Source organism: Ruegeria sp. YTSC003 (assembly GCF_059609785.1).
In genome coordinates this window covers 59,098-81,047 of record NZ_JBXWMK010000012.1, presented here as the reverse complement: position 1 = coordinate 81,047, position 21,950 = coordinate 59,098, and the positions used below count along the sequence as shown (strand labels likewise).

The 21,950-nt window shown below is 56.3% G+C and carries 18 protein-coding genes; 9 read left to right on the top strand and 9 right to left on the bottom strand.

Translation table 11 applies throughout. The features are described 5' to 3' along the window. Position 1: 1 nt before the first annotated feature. A complete protein-coding gene (locus tag AC2FFH_RS19245; protein WP_496769243.1) occupies positions 2–1,315 on the bottom strand; it encodes a ferredoxin reductase domain-containing protein in 1,314 nt (437 codons plus the stop codon). After that, on the bottom strand, positions 1,315–2,940 hold the full coding sequence (locus AC2FFH_RS19240) for an amino acid adenylation domain-containing protein (RefSeq protein WP_496769245.1): 1,626 nt from the start codon (positions 2,938–2,940) through the stop codon (positions 1,315–1,317). The genes AC2FFH_RS19245 and AC2FFH_RS19240 overlap by 1 nt, the downstream gene beginning before the upstream one ends. Positions 2,941–3,093: 153 nt before the next feature. Between AC2FFH_RS19240 and AC2FFH_RS19235 the strand changes: the two genes are divergently transcribed. The 5 genes from AC2FFH_RS19235 to fcl all read left to right on the top strand — a co-directional run bounded on the left by AC2FFH_RS19235 (position 3,094) and on the right by fcl (position 8,181). Next, on the top strand, positions 3,094–3,924 hold the full coding sequence (locus tag AC2FFH_RS19235) for a DUF6502 family protein (protein WP_496769246.1): 831 nt from the start codon (positions 3,094–3,096) through the stop codon (positions 3,922–3,924). 2 nt (positions 3,925–3,926) lie between these two features. Further along, entirely contained in the window at positions 3,927–4,796 is an 870-nt protein-coding gene (locus AC2FFH_RS19230) for a DUF5666 domain-containing protein (protein WP_496845105.1), read from the top strand. Between the two features lie 257 nt (positions 4,797–5,053). Continuing rightward, a complete protein-coding gene (locus AC2FFH_RS19225) occupies positions 5,054–5,938 on the top strand; it encodes a phytanoyl-CoA dioxygenase family protein (protein ID WP_496769249.1) in 885 nt (294 codons plus the stop codon). 130 nt (positions 5,939–6,068) lie between these two features. Further along, positions 6,069–7,193 (top strand): GDP-mannose 4,6-dehydratase, encoded by a 1,125-nt coding sequence (gmd, locus tag AC2FFH_RS19220; RefSeq protein WP_496769252.1) that lies wholly within the window; start codon positions 6,069–6,071, stop codon positions 7,191–7,193. Between the two features lie 10 nt (positions 7,194–7,203). Then, entirely contained in the window at positions 7,204–8,181 is a 978-nt protein-coding gene (gene fcl / locus AC2FFH_RS19215) for a GDP-L-fucose synthase (protein WP_496769254.1), read from the top strand. Positions 8,182–8,214: 33 nt separating this feature from the next. Here the strand turns inward: fcl and AC2FFH_RS19210 are convergent, their stop codons facing one another. The 7 genes from AC2FFH_RS19210 to AC2FFH_RS19180 all read right to left on the bottom strand — a co-directional run bounded on the left by AC2FFH_RS19210 (position 8,215) and on the right by AC2FFH_RS19180 (position 17,736). Then, positions 8,215–9,291 (bottom strand): DUF2793 domain-containing protein, encoded by a 1,077-nt coding sequence (locus AC2FFH_RS19210; RefSeq protein WP_496769256.1) that lies wholly within the window; start codon positions 9,289–9,291, stop codon positions 8,215–8,217. A 248-nt stretch (positions 9,292–9,539) separates the two neighbouring features. After that, positions 9,540–10,433, bottom strand: coding sequence for a UTP--glucose-1-phosphate uridylyltransferase GalU (gene galU / locus AC2FFH_RS19205; protein WP_496845104.1), 894 nt, complete (start codon positions 10,431–10,433; stop codon positions 9,540–9,542). 310 nt (positions 10,434–10,743) lie between these two features. After that, positions 10,744–12,549 (bottom strand): ABC transporter ATP-binding protein, encoded by a 1,806-nt coding sequence (locus AC2FFH_RS19200; protein WP_496845103.1) that lies wholly within the window; start codon positions 12,547–12,549, stop codon positions 10,744–10,746. A gap of 1 nt (position 12,550) precedes the next feature. Continuing rightward, the gene (locus tag AC2FFH_RS19195; RefSeq protein WP_496706597.1) at positions 12,551–13,480 is read right to left on the bottom strand and encodes an ABC transporter permease subunit; all 930 of its coding nucleotides are present in this window, start codon (positions 13,478–13,480) and stop codon (positions 12,551–12,553) included. Between the two features lie 10 nt (positions 13,481–13,490). Then, positions 13,491–14,414: an oligopeptide ABC transporter permease OppB gene (oppB, locus tag AC2FFH_RS19190; protein ID WP_058277210.1), complete on the bottom strand. Its 924-nt coding sequence runs from the start codon at positions 14,412–14,414 to the stop codon at positions 13,491–13,493. 65 nt (positions 14,415–14,479) lie between these two features. Further along, the gene (locus AC2FFH_RS19185; protein ID WP_496706595.1) at positions 14,480–16,108 is read right to left on the bottom strand and encodes a peptide ABC transporter substrate-binding protein; all 1,629 of its coding nucleotides are present in this window, start codon (positions 16,106–16,108) and stop codon (positions 14,480–14,482) included. 404 nt (positions 16,109–16,512) lie between these two features. Continuing rightward, positions 16,513–17,736 carry a lytic murein transglycosylase gene (locus tag AC2FFH_RS19180; RefSeq protein WP_496845102.1) on the bottom strand — a complete coding sequence of 408 codons (1,224 nt, stop codon included), beginning with the start codon at positions 17,734–17,736 and terminating at the stop codon, positions 16,513–16,515. 199 nt (positions 17,737–17,935) lie between these two features. On the opposite strand from AC2FFH_RS19180, the gene AC2FFH_RS19175 reads away from it, so the two are divergent. Genes AC2FFH_RS19175 through AC2FFH_RS19160 form a run of 4 tightly spaced genes read left to right on the top strand, consistent with a single transcriptional unit; the run spans position 17,936 to position 21,933 of the window. Next, entirely contained in the window at positions 17,936–18,898 is a 963-nt protein-coding gene (locus AC2FFH_RS19175; protein ID WP_496769265.1) for a ubiquinol oxidase subunit II, read from the top strand. Then, positions 18,895–20,985: a cbb3-type cytochrome c oxidase subunit I gene (locus tag AC2FFH_RS19170; protein WP_496845101.1), complete on the top strand. Its 2,091-nt coding sequence runs from the start codon at positions 18,895–18,897 to the stop codon at positions 20,983–20,985. Before AC2FFH_RS19175 ends, AC2FFH_RS19170 begins: the two co-directional genes overlap by 4 nt. Further along, on the top strand, positions 20,982–21,614 hold the full coding sequence (locus AC2FFH_RS19165; protein WP_282152113.1) for a cytochrome c oxidase subunit 3: 633 nt from the start codon (positions 20,982–20,984) through the stop codon (positions 21,612–21,614). The genes AC2FFH_RS19170 and AC2FFH_RS19165 overlap by 4 nt, the downstream gene beginning before the upstream one ends. Then, complete coding sequence (locus AC2FFH_RS19160; protein ID WP_113790775.1) at positions 21,607–21,933, top strand: cytochrome o ubiquinol oxidase subunit IV; 327 nt, start codon at positions 21,607–21,609, stop codon at positions 21,931–21,933. The genes AC2FFH_RS19165 and AC2FFH_RS19160 overlap by 8 nt, the downstream gene beginning before the upstream one ends. The last annotated feature ends 17 nt before the right edge of the window (positions 21,934–21,950 follow it).

Here is a 21,950-nt window from a genome sequence, read left to right as displayed (position 1 = left end):
ATCAGCTATCCCAAATTGCGCCATAGGCGGGAATGCCAAGGCTTTCCATGTCATGCACTACCTTGCGGGTCAGCTTTTGGTTTGAGATCACGATGACCGCCTCAGCCGCACTGTCGCGAACGGCTTGCAAGGCAAGGGCCGAAAGGTTCGGTTTGCCGTCTTCGTCGGTGTCCCAGATCAAAGGCTGCTCGGTGTTGGCCTCGATCTCATCCACCAGCGCGTCACCATAGGTTTTGCGTGGGCTGCGGGTGGACCAGATCAGGCGGTTTGGCACCTCTTTAGCCAGCAGATGCGGCAGGATCGGTCCGATGCCTGAACCGGTGCCTACATACACCACCTTTTTGAACAACACTTCGATCCGTGCGACACCTGATGTGGTGATACCCTTGACCCAAACCTTCTTGGGCGGATTGTCGATAAAACGCGCGGTCCAGTCGCCCGCACGGCTGATGGCCAATCGGTAACCCGGCTGGTCCGGGGATGGGATATTGGCGAATGAGTGATACTCGCCAAACGGGGTGTGGCTGATCGCGTTCGAACTGCCGGGGAACGGAGTATCTCCATAGTCAAACTGCGCAATCACCGCATGGTTTGACGGCTTTTCGATCCGGACATTCACGCGTTTCAGGGTCAGCCAAGGGGACAGGATCGACAAGGTGACCAGGCAGAGCATCCAAAAGGCCGGGCTGTGCAACAACATGCCCCCCATGTCCTTAGTGATCGAGATCGTCTGCGCCCAAAACAATCCTAAAACCGTCCAGCCGACAAAGCGGTGCGTTTTCTCGAATGCATTGTGAAACCGGGCGCGGATCGGGCCGAGGGCCGAAATCACCATCAATGTCATCAAGACAACCATTGTGGCGCTCAGGCCCAGTGTCAGGTCTGAGGGCACGGCGGCGCCGTTGGAGCGGTTCCAAATCATCGCAAACAGAAGAAAACCGAACCAGATGGTCCCAGTGACGGTGCCGCCGGAATGCAACCCGCCAAAGTGGAACACCTTGCCGGCCCCCCAACGGATCCAAAGTGGCCATGATGTGGGAATGCGTGTGGCCAGCCAGAACAGGGCGTTGACCACCCGCTGTTGTCGGATCAGGATACCGAGGCTGAGGTTGATCAGCGCCATATCCGCAATAGGGCCGAGCGTGAATGCATTCTCAGCGAACCAAGTCCCATCGCGCAATCCAAACCCAAAGGCGGCCAGATTCACCAATGCAACAAGCATCACCAGGCGGCGGTATTCCATCAGGGCCGGGTGGCGGGTCACCCGCCGCCAGTTCAGGCCACCTGTGTCAAGATTTGTCGTCTGTGTCGTCATCAGCTCAACTCCGCACCAGTTGTCGCGATATGGGTGCGCGCGAGATCCAGCAGTAGACGCTTGTCCAGTTTGCCGCGCGGAGTGCGGGGCAGCGTGTCCATCGGGACTACAACGGCGGGGCTGCAGTAATATGGCAAGCGATCCGAGACGGATTGTGCCGCCTGCTTGGGGCAGGCCGACGACGGTGAGATAAAGCTGACCAGATTGCGGCTGTCATATTGCAACGTCACCGCCTGCTGACAGCAGGGCGAGGCCTCAAGCGCGGATGTAACGCCGTCCAGCTCAACCCGAAAACCCCGTACTTTGACTAGGTCGTCAACGCGCCCGAAATGCTCTAACTCACCGGTCTTAGTCCAGCGTCCCAGATCACGGGTGCGGAACATCATATGTCCCGGCCGGAATGGGTCGGGTCGGTAACGCTCGGCCGTCAGTTTGGGGTTGGCGAGGTAACCGGCTGTGACGCAATCGCCGCCAGCCCACATCTCGCCCTTTTCGCCGATGGGCAAAGGGCGCAGGTCGTCGTCCAGAACATAGACCGTGTTGTTTGGTGTCGGGCGCCCGATCGACAGAACTGGTTTGTCGGGGTGATGCGGTTCGGCCGTATTGATGATGGTGGTCTCGGTCGGACCACAGGAATTGTAGAAAGTGCAAAAAGTTGACCAGCGATCGGCCAGCGGTCGGGGGCAGGGTTCGCCCGCTACGGCGACAGCTTTGACCTGCGTACAGCGGGTCTGGTCCAGTGCATTCAGGATCGAAGGCGTGGCGATCAGCACATCCACCTTCTCGGCCGTTTCCTGAATCGATTTGCCACGGATCACCAAAGTTGCGCCATTGGACAAAGCGCCAAGGATCTCCCACGCTGCCATGTCGAATGAGATCGACAGGATCTGTCCGACCCGCAAGCCCGGTCGCATCCCCAGATCCCCGGGGGCGGTCAGCAGGATGTTGGCCAGGTTCTGATGGCTGACCTGTACGCCGTTTGGAACGCCGGTAGTGCCGGACGTGAACATTATCATCGCCAAATCGTCGGGGCTGGCCCGATAAGCAGGGCCGGGGGCCGGGGCGTCCAGTATCGGGTCGAACATCGTCGTATCAATTGTGATCAGGGTCTGGTCTAGTCCAACGAGGATTTGATCTGCCAGTTTGCTCAGGCTGAGTATGATTTTTGCACCAGTTACATTCGCAACATGGCGTAAGGTTTCCGTCGGCGCGACACCGACATGCTGCGGAATATAAGCGGCCCCAAGCTTTATGGCGGCGACGATACCTACGACCATTTCGACCGAACGATGCAGGAACAGGCACACCGCGTCGCCGCGTTTCACGCCATGGGCGCGCATGACATTTGCCAATCGGTTCGAGGCCTCGTCCAGCGCCCGGTAGCTAAGGTTATGGTCCGCGCATTCCACCGCGGTGGCATCGGGTTGATCTCGCAACGACTGGCGCAGCGCGTCGGCGATGGTGGCATAGCGTGGCGGAACCTGCGGGCCCCAACCAAAGGATAGAAACAGCTCTTGATCTTCGGGGCTGAGCGCGTCCAACGCACCCGGTTTTTTTGTGCGGGTTAAATCGGTTTGAGATAGGGGGGGGTAGTTTGTCTGGGGATCGGTTGCGATAAGGTGCATGGCATTCTCCAGTTCAAGAAGGGGTCACACCTTAGTGATAATGGGAAAAATTCCCATTAAAGATCACATTCGATCACATTTTGAACACGAAAGCGTTGAATTCGTTAATTCTAGGAAAATGTTATCAACTACCAATCCGTGACGAGTTCCCAAATGTCGAATGATCCCAAACCTCCTCTTGAAACCGCCCTGTCTGCGTTGCTGGTCCCACTGGCGCAGGCAATGGTTGCGCATGGGGTCACGCTTGGCACCGCGACCGAAGCGCTCAAACAAGCCCTGCTGACGGCAGCTGAGCAAAGCACAGACGGAAAGCTAAGCGACAGCCGCGCCAGCCTGTTGACGGGCCTGCATCGCAAGGATGTCAAAAGGCTGCGCAACACCGACGATGATGCCCCTTTGAAACGCAGTTGTAATGCGGCGGCACTGGTCATCAGCTTTTGGTCGACGACGCCCGAATTTCTGGACGACTTGGGCGCGCCACGGCTGCTGAGCCGCAAAGGCGACGAAACTGGCCCAGGATTTGATGATTTGGTGCGGCGCGCGCGTGTGGACATGGCCCCAGGTACCGTTCTGGAAACCTTGATCGACCAAAAGAACGTGGAACAGGTCGGCAAAGGCAATCTTCGCCTGTTGTCCCAAGCCTTTCTTCCTTCTGCTGGCAGCGCTGAACAAGTGGCGGCCTACGAGGCGACACTGTCTGCGCACCTTGCGGCGGCAACACAGAACCTGCTGGCCGAGCCGGATGTACCGCGAAATTTCGACCGCGCGGTTCGGTATTCTCATATGTCGCCTGAATCAATTGAAGAGTTGCGCCAATTTTCGTCAGATCGGGCGCAATCATTGTTGCTAGAAATCAATGCCCTCGCTCGCGCGTTACAGGAAAAGGACAGTGACGGCGATCACAGCGGTCGGTTTGCAATGGGCGCTTTTGTCCTGCCCTCTCCGCAAAGGGTGCCAAGTAAAAACACGAAAGAGGATGAGTAGGCATGGGTGTGTTTCTTCGTGTGCTCGCGGCGTTTTTTATGGTGTCTTGGCTGCCTGCTCCGACTCAGGCCGAAGACAAAGGTGAAACTGATCGTGAAGGTGGCATTATCGGCACCGGTATCGTGGGCACGATCACCCATCTGGGCAGCATCCATGTAAATGGGCAGCATATTTTGTTCGATGGCCACATGCCGGTTGCCGACTCGGTTCCTCTGATCACTGCGGGCGAGTTGAAGCCGGGTCATACCGTTGCGGTTGTTGTAACTCAGGAAAATGGTGGGTGGCACGCAAAACACATCCGTCAGGTCCTGCCGCTGGTCGGACCAGTGTCTAGCGTGCAGGACGGCACGATATCGGTACTTGGGACCGACGTTGCGTTCGAACGGCGGGCAGACATTCAGGTCGGCGATTGGGTCGCTATCAGCGGATTGTGGCAAGGTCAGTCAGTGCGCGCTTCACACATTGAAAAACTGACAAGCAATGGGCATCAGGCGCGGTTGTCCGGCACATATCTTGGGTCTGACACCCAGGACCGGACTGTGATCGGGGCAAGCGTTGTCAGTGGGCTTGAGCCGCAACATCTGTCGGCGGGTGATCTTGTCCGGGTCGCCGGGCAGCCAACACGCGAAGGGATCGAGGCCGAGCGTCTGGAAGTCGGACTGTTCGCCGGTGCGGTCGGCATTGTTCAGGTCCAAGGCTATTTCTCGGAACCCCAGCCCAGCGGGCTGTATACGGTGCTGGGAAGCGGTTTGATCGCCTATAGCGATCAGCCCGAGATGATAGACCCGAACACCCGTGTTATCCGCTGCGGCGATGGTGGCGGGTTGGTGAATGCGGGCAGCACAGGTGTCTTTGCACAGCTGGGATGCTGAAATGGGAACTACGGTATTTGGCGTACGTGCGACTCCTTTGGTCCGGGGGGGCAGGGGGTGCCCTCGATCCAATCACGGGGTCGGATCAGCATGGATCAGGTCGGAGCATTGAAAGCACGAAAGCGTGTCAGAAATGAAACGCGAGGTGACTTGCCCCAAAGGCAAAGCTGAACTTATCGTCGCAGGTAGGATAAGCGCCCTGCGGGCATCGCAGGGTAAAAACTCTGGGAAAGCAAGTTATCAAAAAGGTATGCCAGATGTCTGAAAGCACCCCAACGCGCGACGTCGCACTTAGCCAGGCGCAATCCGACAAATATTGGGAGGATGGGTTTCTTTTCCCGCTAACCATCTTTTCCGAAAACGAGGCCGCCGCAACCCGAGCTGAGCTTGAGCGGATAGAACAGGACTGGCTTGGCGCAGACCTGCCCTTGCCGCTGAACACTTATAAACGGGTCAATGCGCATCTGGTGATGCCGCTGGCGGCACAGGTCGCGATGAATCCTCGTGTTCTGGATGTGGTCGAAGGTGTTCTAGGGCCGGACATCATGGTCTGGTCCGCCGAGTTCTTCATCAAAGAACCCCACACCGCCCACACCGTTGGGATGCACCAGGACTTGACCTATTGGGGGATGGGCGAAACCCCGGATCAGGTCACCGCCTGGATTGCGCTTTCGCCGGCAACGGTCGAAAGTGGATGCATGGATTTTGTGCGCGCCAGCCACAAGAACCCGATCCTTCCGCATAACGATACGTATTCAGACACCAATCTTCTGTCGCGCGGACAAGAGGTTGCAGTGGATGTCGCCGAGGAAGACAAGACCCACATCGAATTGGCACCAGGGCAGATGTCCCTGCATCACGGGCTGACGATCCACGGTTCGGGTCCCAATCAATCGGGTGACCGGCGAATTGGTCTTGCTATCCGTTATCTCAACCCGAATGCCAAGCAGCTGGTTGCAGAGCGAGACTATGCCATGCTCGCGCGCGGGCAGGACGGCCAAAGCAACTTTGTTCACGTTGAGCCACCAACCGAGTTGTTTTCTGCCGATGCGCTAGCGCTGTATGAAAAGGTTCGCAGCGATCAGAGCAAAGCGCTTTCGGAAGGCGCAAAGGGATCGGTGCCTCTGTACGCGTCGACCTGAAACTATTTGCGCAGGCGTCGGTCAACTCATGTGAAATCAAAGCCCGACCGCGGCGCAGGGTTGCATTCAGGAGTTTATTGCTGTTTCAGAGGCTGCAAAAAAGCAAATCAGATATTCTCGGAATTCGGCTATGACAAAAACAGCATTGGTTACTGGTATTACCGGGCAGGACGGATCATATCTTGCCGAATTTCTGCTCGAAAAAGGGTACGAAGTTCACGGGATCAAGCGCCGTGCGTCTTCGTTCAACACACAGCGTATTGACCACATATATCAGGACCCGCATGTGCCCAATCCGCGCCTGCACCTCCATTACGGTGACCTAAGCGACACATCGAACCTGACGCGCATCATTCAAGAGGTGCAGCCGGACGAAGTGTATAACCTTGGCGCGCAGTCCCACGTGGCGGTCAGTTTTGAATCGCCGGAATATACAGCCGATGTCGATGCGATAGGTACTCTGCGCCTGCTTGAAGCGATCCGGTTCTTGGGTCTTGAGAAAAACACGCGCTTTTACCAGGCGTCTACGTCCGAGCTGTACGGGTTGGTCCAGGAAACACCCCAGCGTGAAACAACGCCGTTTTATCCACGCTCACCTTACGCGGTGGCCAAGCTGTATTCCTATTGGATCACAGTGAATTATCGCGAAGCCTATGGCATGTATGCCTGCAACGGCATCCTGTTCAATCATGAAAGCCCGCGCCGGGGCGAAACCTTTGTGACGCGCAAGATCACCCGTGGTTTGTCCAACATTGCCCAGGGTCTGGAAAGCTGCCTGTATATGGGCAACATCGACAGCCTGCGCGACTGGGGGCACGCCAAGGATTATGTCCGGATGCAATGGTTGATGCTGCAACAGGACGCCCCCGAGGATTTCGTTATTGCAACGGGTGTACAGTATTCGGTGCGTCAGTTCATCGAATGGTCCGCCGCTGAACTGGGTGTGACGCTTGAATTCTCAGGCACAGGTGTCGATGAAGTTGCCACTGTCAAGTCCGTCGAAGGCGATAGTGCACCTGCATTGAAACCTGGTGACGTGATCATGCGCATCGACCCGCAATATTTCCGCCCGGCAGAAGTCGAAACATTGCTTGGCGATCCATCGAACGCCAAAAACAAACTGGGCTGGGAGCCGGAACTGACGGTTCAGCAGATGTGCGCTGAAATGATCACCGAGGACCTGAAGACAGCCAAACGTCATGCCTTGCTGAAACAGCATGGTTACGAATTGCCGGTCACACTGGAAAATGGCTGAGGCCGGGGGCATGCGCAAGATTTACGTCGCCGGGCATCGCGGCATGGTCGGAGGCGCAATCCTGCGTCGCTTGCAAGACCGCCAAGAATCAGGTGAGTCACTGGAGCTTGTGACACGGACTCATGCGGAACTTGATCTAACCAATCAGGCCGCTGTCGCCGATTTCATGCAGGCCGAGCGGCCGGACGTTGTCATTCTTGCAGCGGCCAAAGTCGGCGGTATCCACGCCAACAACACCTACCCAGCGGATTTCATTTACAAAAACCTGATGATTGAGTGTAACGTGATACATCAGGCGTTTGCTGCGGGAGTCAAAAACCTGCTGCAATTGGGCAGTTCCTGCATCTATCCGCGAGCAGTGCCGCAGCCAATGCGCGAAGATGCCCTGCTGACCGGTGTGCTAGAGCCGACAAACGAACCTTACGCCGTGGCAAAGATTGCCGGTATCAAGCTGTGTGAAAGCTACAATCGGCAGCACGACGTGGACTATCGTTCCGTGATGCCGACAAACCTGTACGGACCTGGTGACAATTTTCACCCTGAAAACAGCCACGTTCTGCCCGCCCTGATCCGCCGATTTCACGAGGCACAGCGGGATGGGCTGGACGAAGTTGTCATCTGGGGCACAGGTAAGCCCCGGCGCGAGTTTCTGCATGTTGACGACATGGCTGAGGCGTCTTTGTTCGTAGTGGACCTGCCCCGTGCTGCGTATGAGGCAAATACCCAACCCATGCTGAGCCATATCAACGTGGGATGTGGCGAAGATATCTCGATCGCGGAACTGGCGGCGATGGTGGCAAAGATCACCGGGTTCACCGGGCGGATTACGCAAGACGTCAGCAAGCCGGACGGTACTATGCGGAAGCTGATGGATGTTTCCCGGCTGGCCGACATGGGATGGCGCGCGACTATCGGGATCGAAGACGGGATTCGCGAAACCTATACCTGGTTTCTGAAGCAAGCCGAGGCAGAACTTCGCGCGAAGTGACCGCCCGGACAAAGACCCGGGCAGTCTGGCGGATCAGAACCAGCGGCCAATAGCTATCGCCGTTGGTGGTAAAACCGTCGCGTCAGAAGCAGACGAAAGAACTTTGTACACGACCTGAGTTTCGGACGGTTCATCAAAACCCATGAACCTGCTGATCGCGCCCCCGCTGCCGCTGAGTGCCGGGTTCGTGCCGGCCGCGAAGGCAACTGGAAAATCCCATGCTTCCGACGAGCTTGCGAACAGTGCACCTGCGGTGTTTGAGCAGGTCGTTGCATCCAGTGTAGCGGTGCAAATCTGGGTGCCATCAGCAAACCGGACGAAATCACCACTTGGTGTGGCTCCTCGCTCAATCACAGCGCCGGTCGGGGTTCCGCCACTTTGCATGACCGCCCCCAAGAGATTTCCGGGCCCATACCCATAGTCAGCCCGCATCAGGCGGCCCGCTGTTGTGTCCTCTGCGCTGTTTTGCACGGCCGTGCCAGAGGCCACCCCGGACGCTGGATCAAAGCTCAACGCCTCAAACCAATTGTTCCCATCCGGCGAGACCTTGATGGAAAAGCCCGTGCTGCCGGACAGACCCATTTCGGCATGCCCGGTCCAATTGGATTGAAACAACAGGGATGCGGTCTCATCGGCATTTGCCTTGTTGATCTTCAGTTGATGCCCGGCACCCTCGTGGCTTAGCAAGGTTGCCGGAGCGCGCACCGACAGACGGTTGGTCGTGTCGTACCCGGTGGCGATTCCGATGCCTGGCAGGTTCTGCGTTGTAGTCGGGGGTTCGATCCATGCTGACCCGTCCCAAATTGTCAGACGGTTATTCTCTTGGTCCCACGCGCGCCAGCCGGATTTGGGGGTTATAAAATGCCAGCCATTGTCCAACCAGGCTGCAAGGTCTCCGGCATGATCCGACCAATCGCCGATGGGTGTCGATCCAAGGGCATAAAGCTCACCCTGTGCCGGAACTGCGGGCGGGGTTGAGGCATTAGTAGACGCAACACTCAGCTGGACGATCAGATCAAGGCGTCTCAGGGCTTCGTTATGTGTGATGTGCTTTTGCGCTTGCGAAGGTTGCAGGAATGGCAGGTTCAATTTGGGCGAATTTTGGGACAAAGGGCATTCTCCGTTGGTTGTCGGATCGACAATTGCGTTGCGCGCCAGACTGCCGTGCCTCACATGAATCCCACCTGACCGGTAAGAACGCTCGGTTAATGTCGTGCCAATATTCTGGCTGAGTGAAGGGCTGTCCAATCGCCCCCTGGGCCTTTCATCCACACCGAAAGAAAAAGGCAAACTGCAATGCCCGCAGTTTGCCCTTTAAACGATACCGTTTACCTCGTCTTCGAGGCCGTCATCCCTGGTTACTGAGCTGCCTGACCCGTGGCGACAACGTCGTGCAGGTATTTCTGCAAATCCTCTCGAAGGTCATCGCGCGCCAGCGCAAAGGCGACGGTCGCCTGCAGGAAACCCGCTTTGGACCCGCAGTCAAACCGCTGCCCATCGAATTTGTACCCGAAGACCGGGACACCGTTTCTGATGTCTTCGGCGATTGCGTCCGTCAGTTGAATCTCGCCGCCACTGCCCTGCTTATTCTGGTTGAGGTTGTACAGCACCGATGAACGCAGAATGTAACGGCCGATAACCGCCAGATTGGACGGTGCTTCCTCGGGTTTCGGTTTCTCGACCATGCCGCGCGCGCGGACAACTGTCCCGATGTTATCGCCTACATCCAGAACGCCGTAAGAGCTTGTCTTTTCTGCTGGAACTTCCATGGTGGCAACCATATTGCCGCCGGTTTCTTCATAGGCTTCTATCATCTGCTGCAAGCAGGGCTTTTCCCCCGCGATGACGTCGTCGGGCAGCATTACCGCGAATGGTTCGTCTCCGATCAGGCGGCGTGCGCACCATACGGCGTGACCTAAACCCAAAGCCTTGTGTTGCCGGATATAGGCGATTGCCCCGCTTTCCATGTTGGTCGCATGTAGCGTTTCCAACAGGTCGTCTTTGCCCTTTTCCTTAAGCGTTTGTTCAAGGATTTGGTTGTGGTCAAAATAGTCCTCTAGCGCCGACTTTCCGCGGGACGTTACAAAAATGAATTCGGTAATCCCGGCCGCACGGGCTTCGTCGATTGCGTATTGAACCAGCGGGCGATCGACCAGGGTCATGATTTCCTTAGGTACCGATTTTGTCGCGGGCAGAAAGCGAGTACCAAGACCCGCAACCGGAAAAATCGCCTTTGTGACCTTACGTGCCATGCTACCTCTCAGCAAATAGTTTTGTCCGAATGAATGCGTTTTGTTGACGCCACCTCATAGTGCGCGCGGCTAGAACAATCAACGCAAATAGGCAATGCCAGCCAAGTTGGAGAAATCGTGCCACCGTTGAATTGGGAAGTCAAAATGCCTTGTTCAAGGCGGCCAAATCATAGCCTCGGTTGCGGCGCTAAATTAGTATAAAGCGCGCTTATCGGCATGTATTGGCTTCAAAAAGGAAACAATGTGGCGTCCTTGATATTGCCAGGAAGAACCTGCCCCGAATGCAAGGACTTGCTTCGGGGCAGGAAAGTTATGCCTTTGCCATGATCGCTTCGAGCGAGTCGTGCTCGGCCACAAAATGATTGGGCTTTACTTCGCTAAGTTGCGGAACATAGTCATTCTCACCAGCCGCCAAACGACTGGGCAGGAAACGCAACGCGGCTTTCGGATCCATCGGTGAGGGCAGTTCGCCGGGCAATTTCAGGCGTGTGCGACTGCGCTCTACGTCCGGGTCCGGAATTGGCACGGCCGAGATCAGCGATTTCGTGTATGGGTGGATCGGATCGGAGCAGATCACTTCTCCGTCACCCAACTCCACGATCCGGCCCAGATATAAGACCATGATCCGGTTCGACACAGCGCGTACCACGGAAAGGTCATGACTGATGAAGATCATCGACAGACCAAATTCCTGCTGCAACTCGCGCAATAGTTCCACGATCTGCGCCTGAATTGACACGTCCAATGCCGACACGGCTTCGTCACAGATGATCAGCTTGGGTTTGTTGATCATCGCCCGCGCAATGCCGACGCGCTGGTTCTGACCGCCCGAAAGCTCGTGCGGATAGCGGTTGATCATGTTGGCTTTCAGGCCAACCCGCTCCATCATTTCGGCGACCAGCTTCTTGCGTTCCCGCTCGGTCAGGTCAGGGCGATAGGTCTTCAGCGGTTCCGCAATTGAGGCCGAGATGGTCATCCGCGGATCGAGGCTGGCCAGAGGGTCCTGAAACACGATCTGCAAGTCCTTGCGGTACTTGTTCAGTTCGCGCCGTTTCAACCCGACAATAGGATGGCCCAGCCAGCTGACATTACCCGCGCTGGGTTCGATCAACTGCAGAACAGCCCGCGCCAGCGTTGACTTGCCGCAACCCGATTCGCCTACAACGCCCAATGTTTCACCCTTGCGGATGTCAAAACTAACTCCATCAACGGCTTTCAGCGGGACTTTGTGCCCGAACAATCCGCCCGAGACATGGATTGGAAAGTGCACTTTGACATCGTCGACTTTCAGCAAAGGGTCATCAACTTTATCAAGAGCCTTGGGCGCGTCGCCGGCATCAATACGGGGCATCGCTTCCAGCAATGTTCGTGTGTACTCATGCTTGGGTGCACGGAAGATTTCGCGCGTCTCACCGGCTTCGACGAATTGACCCAGACGCATGACCTGAACGCGGTCGCACATACGCGCGACGACGCCCATGTCATGTGTGATCAGGGCAATCGCCGTGCCTTCGTCCTTTTGCAGGCGTACCATCAGGTCCAAAATGTCTGCCTGAACGGTCACATCCAGCGCGGTTGTGGGTTCATCCGCAATCAACAGCTTCGGGTTACACAGCATGGACATTGCGATCATCACGCGCTGGCGCATACCGCCTGACAGTTCGTGGGGATACTGGTCCAGGCGCCGTTTGGCCTCGGGGATGCGTACACGGTCCAGCCATTCCAGGCATCGCGCCCGAGCAGCCGAACCTTGCAGCCCTTCGTGAACCTGCAGAACTTCGCGCATTTGTTGGCCAATCCGCAGGTGTGGGGTCAGGGCGGTCAGCGGATCCTGGAAGATCATGCCGACATCGTCGCCACGGATCTGGTTCAGCTTGTTGACCGGCAGGTTCAGAATTTCCTGACCGTTCAGCATGGCGGAACCGGTTGCCTGCCCGGCAGGTGGCAACAGGCCCATCGCGGCCATGAATGTCTGGCTTTTGCCGGACCCACTTTCGCCCACGATGCCCAGGCATTCGCCTGGATTGATGTCAAAACTGATGCCTTTGACGGCCTCGACCACGCCATCGGCGGTGTTGAACTGGACGCCCAGGTCTTTTACGGAAAACAGGCTCATATCAGCGATCCTTCGGGTCCAGAGCGTCACGCAGGCCATCACCAATGAAGAACATGGTGATGATGATTGCGACGTAGAATGTCAGCGGGAACAACAGTTGCCACAAGGTGCCATAGCCCATCGTCCCGGCCCCTTCGGCGATCAATCGACCCAGCGACGTGTAGGGTTCAGAAATCCCGAGACCGAGGAAAGAGATGAAGCTTTCCGTCAGGATCATTTCTGGTACCAGCAGCGAGGCATAAACAATCACCACGCCCAGAAGGTTGGGCAGGATATGGCGATACATGATGGTGAACTCGCTAACCCCAGCTGCGCGTGCGGCCTCAATGAACTCGCGATTTTTTAGGGTCAGGGTCTGGCCTCGAACAATCCGTGCCATCGTCAGCCAACCAACCGCGCCAAGTGCGATAAACAGCATGACGAACGACCGACCCGCGACAACCAGCAACAGGATGATGACCAGCGTCGCCGGAATGGCCAGCAAGATATCGACGAAGCGCATCATCACGCCATCAGTGCGGCCTCCGATATAGCCCGCGGCAATACCGTAGCAGGTCCCAACGATCAGGGCCGTCGCGGCACCGATCAGACCCACAAGCAATGACGTTGTCGTCGCCTGAATGACACGGCTGTACAGATCACGACCCAGATCGTCGACACCGAAGAAATGTCCGGTCTCTGCGGACGGCATTCCCATGCCGCGAACATCGCCCATGACATTCCAGTCGATTTCCTCGTTGCTCCATACGGCAAAGTAAGGACCAATGATTGTGAACAACACGATCATTACCAGAATGAACAGGCTAGCCATGGCCGCCTTGTTGCGAACAAAACGCATCCGTGCGTCCTGCCAAAGTGATCGCCCCTGAATGACCGTGTAATCTGTGATGTCTTCGGCCAAGTGGGCGGCTTTTTGTGATTTACCAAGCATTGCCAGCCCCTCAGTAACGGATTTTCGGATCGAACCAGGCATAGGCCAGGTCGGTCAGCAGGTTTACGAGTACGGTCAGGACGCCATATAGGATCGTGACACCCAACAGCACCGCGTAATCACGCGATAGCGCGGACCCCACATAGGCCTGCCCCAGTCCACCGGTCGAAAAATAGATGTCCACAAAGACCGAACCCGTCAGTACGTAGACGAAAACCGGACCCAGATAAGACACGACGGGCAGCAAGGTTGGTTTCAGCGCATGGCGCCAGATCACGGTTCTGGTTGGCAAACCCTTGGCGCGGGCCGTGCGGATGAAGTTCGAGTTCAGAACTTCCAGCATCGATGATCGCGTGATCCGCGCAATGGATCCCATATACGAGGTGGCAAGCGCGATAACCGGCATGATCAGATACGGCCACTGGCCGCCATTCCAGCCGCCGCCCGGCAGCCATCCGAGCCACAGAGTGAAGGTCAGGATCAGAATCGGGCCCATGATGAAGTTCGGCAGCGCCTGTGCCGCGATGCCCAGACCAACAGCGAAGTAGTCGATCCAGCTGTTGTGCTTGATCGCAGCGGCAATCCCAAGCGCGACTCCGACGGTTGTTGCCACCAGGAAGGACAGCGAACCGTAGGTCAGCGAGATCGGGAAACCCTGCGCGATGATGTCGTTCACGTCCCTGTCCTTGAATTTGAAGGACGGGCCGAAATCAAAATGCACGACGATGTTGTACAGATAATCCCAAAGCTGTTTCCACAGCGGCTGGTCCAATCCGTACCGCGCCTCGATATTGGCCAGGACCGCGGGCGGCAGAGGCCGTTCCGAGGTGAAGGGCCCACCTGGCGCGAAGTGCATCAGAAAGAAACTTGCAACGATCAGCAAAAGGATCGTTGGGACGGCGATCAGCAATCGCCGGACGATATAGGCAAGCATTTCATGCCCCCATTATTGGCTTTGCCCCGGAAAGAACTCCGGGGCAAAGCTTGGTCTAAGGAAGATTATTCGGCGGTTTTGTAGAGGTTCTTGGAATACCAGTTCTGCTCTACGTTTTTGACCGGCCAGTTACCGACATCGCTGTCCATCATGTAGACGCCAGCATAGTGATAGATCGGGATAACGGGCGTCTCTTGCGCGATGATACGCTCGACCTCGGTGTACAGAGGTGCGGCATCGTCAGAGGTTTTGGCTTCGGACAGCAGTTCATCAACGCGGGCGTTGTTGTACTTGCCGTCGTTATAACCGGAATCCGACTGTAGCAGATCGAGGAAGGTCGAGGCTTCGTTATAGTCGCCACACCATGCTCCGCGTGCCATATCGAAGTTCTGGTTGCCACGCTCTTCCAGGAAGATCTTCCATTCCATGTTGGCCAGCTCGGCATTGACGCCCAGCTTTTGCTTCCACATCTGGCTCAGGGCCACGGCAACTTTTTTGTGCGCTTCCGAGGTGTTGTAAACCATCTCAAAGCTCAGTGGGTTGTCGGGACCATAACCAGCTGCGGCTAGCAGTTCCTTGGCCAGTTCGTCGCGCTCGGCCTGCGACATGGACGCCATTTCTACGTCTGGAACGTCAAAGCCAGCGGTTGCTGCCGGGGCAAAGGTATAAGCCTGCGGCTGCCCACCTGCCATTATGTTCTCAGTGATGATCTTACGATCAACTGCCAGGGACAGCGCCTGACGGACGTTCGGGTCCTTGAAGGCTTCGGGGCCACCATCGGACAGGTTGAACGTGTAATAATAGTTACACAGGCGCGGGAAGCTGATTGCTTCTTCCGGGTGCTCTTTTTGCAAGCGTGGGAACTGACCTGCGGGAACTTCTGTGCGGTCCAGCTCACCTGCCAGGTAACGGGTCAGCGCGACGTTTTCGTCGTTGATGACCAGTGCCACGACTTTTTCGATGATCGTGTTGTCGTTATCCCAGTAGTTTTCGTTCCGCTCACGAACCGAACGTTCCTGCGGCAGATGCTCGGTCAGGACGTATGCACCGTTCGATACGATGTTTTCAGGCTTGGTCCAGGCGTCGCCAAACTCTTCGATAACTTTCTGCGGGGCAGGGAAAGTGGTCGAATGCGTGGTCATTTGCGGGAAGTACGGCAGCGGTGCGCTGAGCGTCACTTCAAGCGTGTGGTCGTCGATGGCTTTAACGCCCAAGTCGTCAACCGACTTGTCACCTGCGATGATTTCAGATGCGTTCTCGATCGACATCAGTTCCATGAACCATGCATAGGGCGAGGACAGGGCGGGATCGACGGCACGTTTCCAGGCGAAAACAAAATCGCTGGCGGTTACCGGATCACCATTCGACCACTTCGCATCGTCGCGCAGGGAAAAGGTGTAAACGTCTTTGGAGTCGTTGGTGGTGTAACCGGTGGCAACACCGGGGACCAGATTGCCGTCTTCGTCCTGGTTCATCAGGCCTTCGAACAGGTCACGCACGATCTCGGCGCCGGAAACATCCTCAACAACTTGAGGATCGACCGAGCTGTGTTCGTCCAGAATACGATAGGTAAAGGTCTGGTCATCCGCCAACGCTTCGCCGGTAGTCGGATGGGTTCCGGCGGCAAATGCAGCACCGGTTATCATGGTCGAGGTCAATAGCCCCGCAAGAGATGTACGAATATACTTGTTCATGTTTTTCAACTCCCGTTTTTTTTTCAGCAACCCACGCGCATCCCTTCAGGATGGCTGAGGGCCACCATGTTTGTCCGACCCAGAAAGAGACCGGGACTGGTTCGAATTTTGCTTTTTCAGATCGCAATGAACACCGCGTCGCAGTCTTTCGGTTTGCAGTCGGGAACGTGTTTGCAAAAGTCGCCTTTCACTGATGTCGAACGTGGCATTATTTCAAAAAAGGTTAAAGCCTTTGCCTTAAAATTGGGCAACCAGAGGTGGAATGTGAATGGAAACGGGGGTGCAGTGGAAATTTTATGTTGAAACTCGGAGGCTTCGTGACATTTTCGTGAAGGGTGCCGATTTTCGTTTGGTTGTTTCCGTCGGGTCAAACAGCTGAGGGGGCTCTGGAACAGGGCGAATCGCTACTGTTTCAGGCTGGCCTTCATTCCCGCATCAGGAAAGCAGGTCGGAGTCTGGCCGATCGATTCTTGCCAACGCCCGATCGAGCGGCGGGTTTTAAAACCCGGTAGGCCATCTGCCCCGCCCACGTCGTGTCCTTGTTGTTCCAGTGTGCGTTGCATGGACGCTATGTCAGACCGGTACAAATTTCCCACCTTGCCCCAGCGTCCTGTGAAATCGCCAACGCCATATTGAATGCGGTCTCCGACGTGTCCAACGAACAAGGCATAAAGATCGCTTTTGTTGTATTCCTTGAGGACATAGAAGTTTGGTGTGACGACAAAGGCAGGGCCGTTCCGCCCCGCGGGCATCATCAAATACCCCTCTCCGGCCATTTCATGTCTTGGAAACGGCTTGCCTGACACACGGGTAATTCCCATTTCGGCCCAGTCCCGAATGGGTCTGCCTTGGTCAGGGCCTTCCAGTGCGCAGGATATGGTGTCAGGAACTATGACCTCGAACCCCCAATCTCGCCCGGTCCTCCAACTATGCTGCGCCAGATAATTCCCGATAGAAGCAATTGTATCTTCGGCTGAGGTCCAAATGTCGGCCTTCCCGTCCGCGTTCCCGTCGGCCGCATAGGTCAGGAAATTGGAGGGCATGAATTGCGGTTGACCCAAAGCGCCCGCCCAACTGCTTTTCATTGTGCCCGGTGGTGCATCGCCCGCCTCGGCGATTTGCAGTGCCGCGATCAGCTCTTTGGTAAAATAGTCAGCGCGGGTACTCATGAACCCTTTGGTGCCCAACACCTGGAACGTGTTGTGCCGAATGGGAACTTGCCCATAGCCGCTCTCACGACCCCATATGGCCAGAATGATGCGGGCGGGCACGCCTGTTTCGGCCTCGACGCGCGACAAGGTTGCGGCGTGTCGCCGGGCCATTTGCCGCCCGACTGATGTCGCACCCTGTACGGAACCCGCCTTGAAGTAGCGACTCGGAGAGCCAAATTCAGCCTGTTTTTGCCGTTTCGGGGTTTTGATCGGTTGCCCCGGCGGCACCAGATCGGGCAATTTCCAGTTCAGCGTCACACCGTCAAAGGCCTGCTGCATCGTGCGCCTGGAAACACCCTTGGCCCTGGCCTTCGGCCAGATGGTGTCTTGCAGCCAAGACTGGAATTGTCTTTCAACCGCAGCACGATCTTGTGCGGTTGCGCTTGTGGACAGGCACCAAAGACCCAGGACGAACATGATCCATCGCATCGCTTAAGGTCTGGCTTGGTCAAAGCCGCAAGTCAACAGCGGTTTTCCTGAGGTTTTGTCTGCGCCCATCCCCACCGTTGATCCGGGTCGGTAGCAGAGCACCGACCTATTTGGGAAAAAGCCTTGAGAAATTTCATTTGTCTGCCGATAGTTGGCGCGAGAGCTTGCTTTAGGAGGACAATCAGGCGTGGCCCTATTCCGAATGTCACCAAAGGCGATGCAAGTTGTGATTGTCGCTGCGGCTCTCTCTGCTACGGCGCAAGCTGCCGGTGCAAGTGACAGTTTCATGGACCCACAAGGTCCGATTGCCGCTGTCCAAAAAGTGCACCTTTTCCGGGCAACTGTCCTGATCCTATTGGCGGTTATTCCGGTTCTTGTTCTGGTGCCGCTGATTGCTTTTCGGTATCGCCGCCGCAAAGAAGGCGGAGCCACATACCGGCCCAAGTGGGATTTCTCCGGTCCGTTGGAGTTCGTTATGTGGGGCGTGCCGGTCCTGATTGTCGCGCTGCTGTCTTTCTATCTGTACGCGTCGACCCACCGATTGGACCCATATTCGGATCGCTTTGGCGAAATGCCTGCGCTGAACGTTCAGGTCGTCGGATTGGATTGGAAATGGCTGTTCATCTACCCTGACCTAGGCATCGCCAGCGTCGGAGAGCTTGGCATTCCCGTCAAACAGCAGGTCGCAATGACACTGACGACCGACACTGTGATGCAGTCCTTCATGATCCCTGCTTTGGCTGGCCAGATTTATGCAATGCCCGGTATGACGACAGAACTGCATGTCGTGTCGGATGTGGCTGCAACAATGCAGGGCGAGAACACCCAATATAACGGGCGCGGGTTCACCAAACAGAAGTTCCAAACCGTCGCCATGTCCGCTGAGGAATTCAACGAATGGGCCGACAAGGTCCGCAGCAACGGCATTGCGCTGAATGACGAGACCTATCGCATTTTAGCCATGCGGACGGACCGGGACGAGGTGCAGGCCGCGTTGGGAACCGCGCAAATGCCAGATAACGCGTTGTATTTCACGCTGGAGGACAGCAACCTGTTTCATTCAATTGTGCATCGGTATCACGGCAACAATGCTCTGACCGCCGACCAGCAGCCAGGGACGGTAGAATTCGGACGGGAGGCGCAGCAATGACCACCAATGGTTCTGGCTTCTTCGGCCGCCTGGATTGGGACGCGTTTCCGATCACAGGGCTTATTCAGGATCCCAACACAAATGAGATTGTCGCCAACACGGCCGCTGCGATAGTGATCGTCGGTGTCATCGTCGTCGTCGGATCATTAACGTGGTTTCGTCTTTGGGGACCATTGTGGCGCGATTGGCTGACCAGTTCGGATCACAAGAAGATCGGCATCATGTACATCGTCTTTGCAATCGTCATGCTGGCGCGCGGTGTGTTGGAAGGCGTGGTAATGCGTGCGCAGCAGGCGGCAGGGCCGGGCGACGGGTTTCTAGAGGCCGAGCATTTTGCCGAGCTCTTCAGTACTCACGGGACCATCATGATCTTCTTCGTCGCCGTACCATTTGTGTTCGGTCTTGCGAATTTCCTGATACCGCTGATGATCGGCGCTCGCGATGTGGCTTTCCCCGTGATGAACCAAATCAGCCTTGGGCTGACCGTCTCAGCCGGGATGATGCTGATGGTCTCGCTTGTGGTGGGCGAGTTTTCGACTGGCGGCTGGACAGCATACCCGCCGTACACTGGTGCGGCGTTCAATCCCGGTGTTGGCCCTGACTACTGGATCTGGGCGATCGTCGTCTCTGGTGTCGGAACCACACTTACGGGCATCAATTTTGCAGTCACGATCTATAAGCTGCGCGCGCCGGGCATGAAATTCATGCGGCTGCCGATGTATTGCTGGACAATCATCTGCAGCTCAATCCTGATCGTCTTTGCCATGCCGCCTCTGGGCGTTGCCGCACTGATGCTTGCAGCGGACCGGTATCTGGACTTTCATTTTTTCACCAACGACCTTGGCGGCAACATGATGAACTATGCCAATATGTTCTGGCTGTTTGGTCATCCCGAAGTCTATTTGCTGGTTCTGCCGGCCTACGGTATCTACTCTGAGGTCTTCGCAACCTTCTCGGCCAAGCGCCTGTACGGCTACAACTCGCTGGTAATCGCCACCATGTCGATTGCGGTGTTGTCATTCACTGTCTGGCTGCACCATTTCTTCACCATGGGTCAAAGCGCGCTGATCAACGCCGTGTTTGGCATCGCTACAATGCTAATTGCTATCCCGACAGGGGTGAAGGTCTATGACTGGATGGCTACCTTGTTCCGCGGGCGAATCCGGTTTTCGGTGCCAATGCTCTATGGGTTGTCTTTCTTGATGTTGTTTGTCATCGGCGGGCTTTCCGGTGTGATCCTCGCAAACCCAACAGTGGACTATCAGGTTCACAACACACTGTTCCTGGTCGCCCACTTCCATAACGTCCTGTTGCCAGGCGTGCTGTTCGGACTGCTTGCCGGATACAACTATTGGTTCCCCAAAGCATTCGGGTTCCGCCTGAACGAATTCTGGGGCCGCGTCTCGGTTGCGTTGTGGACCGTCGGGTTCATACTGACATTCCTGCCGCTGTATTTCGTCGGCCTGATGGGAATGCCACGCAGGTCATTCAGCTGGGAGGACCCGAGCTTCCACCCGTACATGATCGTCGCCGTCGTCGGCGCGCTGATCATATTGGCGGCTTTGCTGTCGGTGATCGTGCAACTGTGGGTTAGTATCCGTGATCGGGAAAAGGCACGCGTTCCGGTCGGTGATCCGTGGGATGCGCATACGTTGGAATGGTCTATTCCGGCCCCGCCGCCTTCCTACAATTTTGCCATCATCCCCCATGTGACCGATCGCGACGATTTCGCTGCCGCGAAAGAGCGCGGCAGCGCGTACCCGTTGCCTGATGCCTATGAGGATATCTCGGTTCCGCTGAACACTGGAATTGGGTTCAGTCTCTGCGTACTCAGCGGGGTTTGGATGTTTGCGCTGGTCTGGTGGATCTGGTGGCTGGCGGCGCTGATGACAATCTTTATGCTCGCGACCTTTATCGCATGGACGTTCAAGGCCGAAACAGAGCGGGTCATTCCGGCAGACGACGTGCGTAAGCAGCACGAAGCCTGGTTGGATCTGGTTCACAATTCTACGCCCGTTAACCGTGATCACGAAACTGCCCCGGAAAATCGCGGATTAGCCCGCCCTGATCTGGAGGCCGTGACATGAAACGCGCGCCCACCCACAGCTATCCCGGCCTGAACCTTGGACGGCGGCACGCAAGTGCCGACAAGGCAAGCGAAGTCGTCACCTTCGGGTTCTGGGTCTTTTTGATGAGCGATCTGGTCTATTTCGGGCTGATGTTCGCGATCTACATCACGATGATCGACGCACAGGCAGGCGGACCCGGGCCGCACGAGCTGTTCGACCTTAAAAGCATCTTTGCGCAGACGCTGATCCTTTTGACCAGCAGCCTTACCGTGGGTCTGGCGATGCTTGCGCTCAAATACAATCTTCCGCGGTGGCGGATCATATTCTGGTTCTTCGTGACTCTGGTTCTTGGTCTCAGTTTTCTGGTTCTGGAGATCCGCGATTTCATGGCGATGGCGGAAAAGGGCGGTATCCCTCAGCGTAGCGGTTTTCTGTCCGCGTTTTATGGCTTGGTACCCCTTCACGGCCTGCACGTTACAGCAGGGTGCATTTGGCTGATCGTGCTGGGCATTCAGCTAAGGGTCTTTGGCCTGACCGATCTCCTGATGTCACGCGTGGTGCGGCTGGCGTTGTTCTGGCACTTTCTGGACCTCATCTGGATCGGCATCATCACGATCGTTTATTTCGGAGGGCTGACTTATGGATAAACGTAGCGAAATGCATCGCCGCGAGCGCCGCCGTTATGTGATCGGCTATGGTGGGTCGCTTTTGTTGACCTTTGCAGTTTTCGGAATCGCTTATCGTTACGGCATTGAGACAAAGGGCGTTTACCTTGCAATCAGTCTGCTTGGGTTGGCTCAGCTGATCGTACAGCTGGTTTATTTCCTGCACATCGACCGACGTCGCAGCAGCCGCGAAGATCTGGACCTTATCCTGTTTTCCACGATGGTGCTGCTGATCATCATTCTTGGAACTGTTTGGATCATGGGTAATCTGGCGGTTCGGATGCACACGTTTCCAATGTGACGTTCGGCCAAGCCAAA

Coding starts and splice junctions, on each gene's coding strand:
- AC2FFH_RS19165 (WP_282152113.1), top strand. CDS start 20,982: ATGAAACGCGCGCCCACCCACAGCTATCCCGGCCTGAACCTTGGACGG.
- AC2FFH_RS19245 (WP_496769243.1), bottom strand. CDS start 1,315: ATGACGACACAGACGACAAATCTTGACACAGGTGGCCTGAACTGGCGG.
- AC2FFH_RS19200 (WP_496845103.1), bottom strand. CDS start 12,549: ATGAGCCTGTTTTCCGTAAAAGACCTGGGCGTCCAGTTCAACACCGCC.
- AC2FFH_RS19195 (WP_496706597.1), bottom strand. CDS start 13,480: ATGCTTGGTAAATCACAAAAAGCCGCCCACTTGGCCGAAGACATCACA.
- AC2FFH_RS19170 (WP_496845101.1), top strand. CDS start 18,895: ATGACCACCAATGGTTCTGGCTTCTTCGGCCGCCTGGATTGGGACGCG.
- AC2FFH_RS19180 (WP_496845102.1), bottom strand. CDS start 17,736: ATGTTCGTCCTGGGTCTTTGGTGCCTGTCCACAAGCGCAACCGCACAA.
- AC2FFH_RS19235 (WP_496769246.1), top strand. CDS start 3,094: ATGTCGAATGATCCCAAACCTCCTCTTGAAACCGCCCTGTCTGCGTTG.
- AC2FFH_RS19240 (WP_496769245.1), bottom strand. CDS start 2,940: ATGCACCTTATCGCAACCGATCCCCAGACAAACTACCCCCCCCTATCT.
- AC2FFH_RS19185 (WP_496706595.1), bottom strand. CDS start 16,108: ATGAACAAGTATATTCGTACATCTCTTGCGGGGCTATTGACCTCGACC.
- gmd (WP_496769252.1), top strand. CDS start 6,069: ATGACAAAAACAGCATTGGTTACTGGTATTACCGGGCAGGACGGATCA.
- AC2FFH_RS19160 (WP_113790775.1), top strand. CDS start 21,607: ATGGATAAACGTAGCGAAATGCATCGCCGCGAGCGCCGCCGTTATGTG.
- fcl (WP_496769254.1), top strand. CDS start 7,204: ATGCGCAAGATTTACGTCGCCGGGCATCGCGGCATGGTCGGAGGCGCA.
- oppB (WP_058277210.1), bottom strand. CDS start 14,414: ATGCTTGCCTATATCGTCCGGCGATTGCTGATCGCCGTCCCAACGATC.
- AC2FFH_RS19225 (WP_496769249.1), top strand. CDS start 5,054: ATGTCTGAAAGCACCCCAACGCGCGACGTCGCACTTAGCCAGGCGCAA.
- galU (WP_496845104.1), bottom strand. CDS start 10,433: ATGGCACGTAAGGTCACAAAGGCGATTTTTCCGGTTGCGGGTCTTGGT.
- AC2FFH_RS19230 (WP_496845105.1), top strand. CDS start 3,927: ATGGGTGTGTTTCTTCGTGTGCTCGCGGCGTTTTTTATGGTGTCTTGG.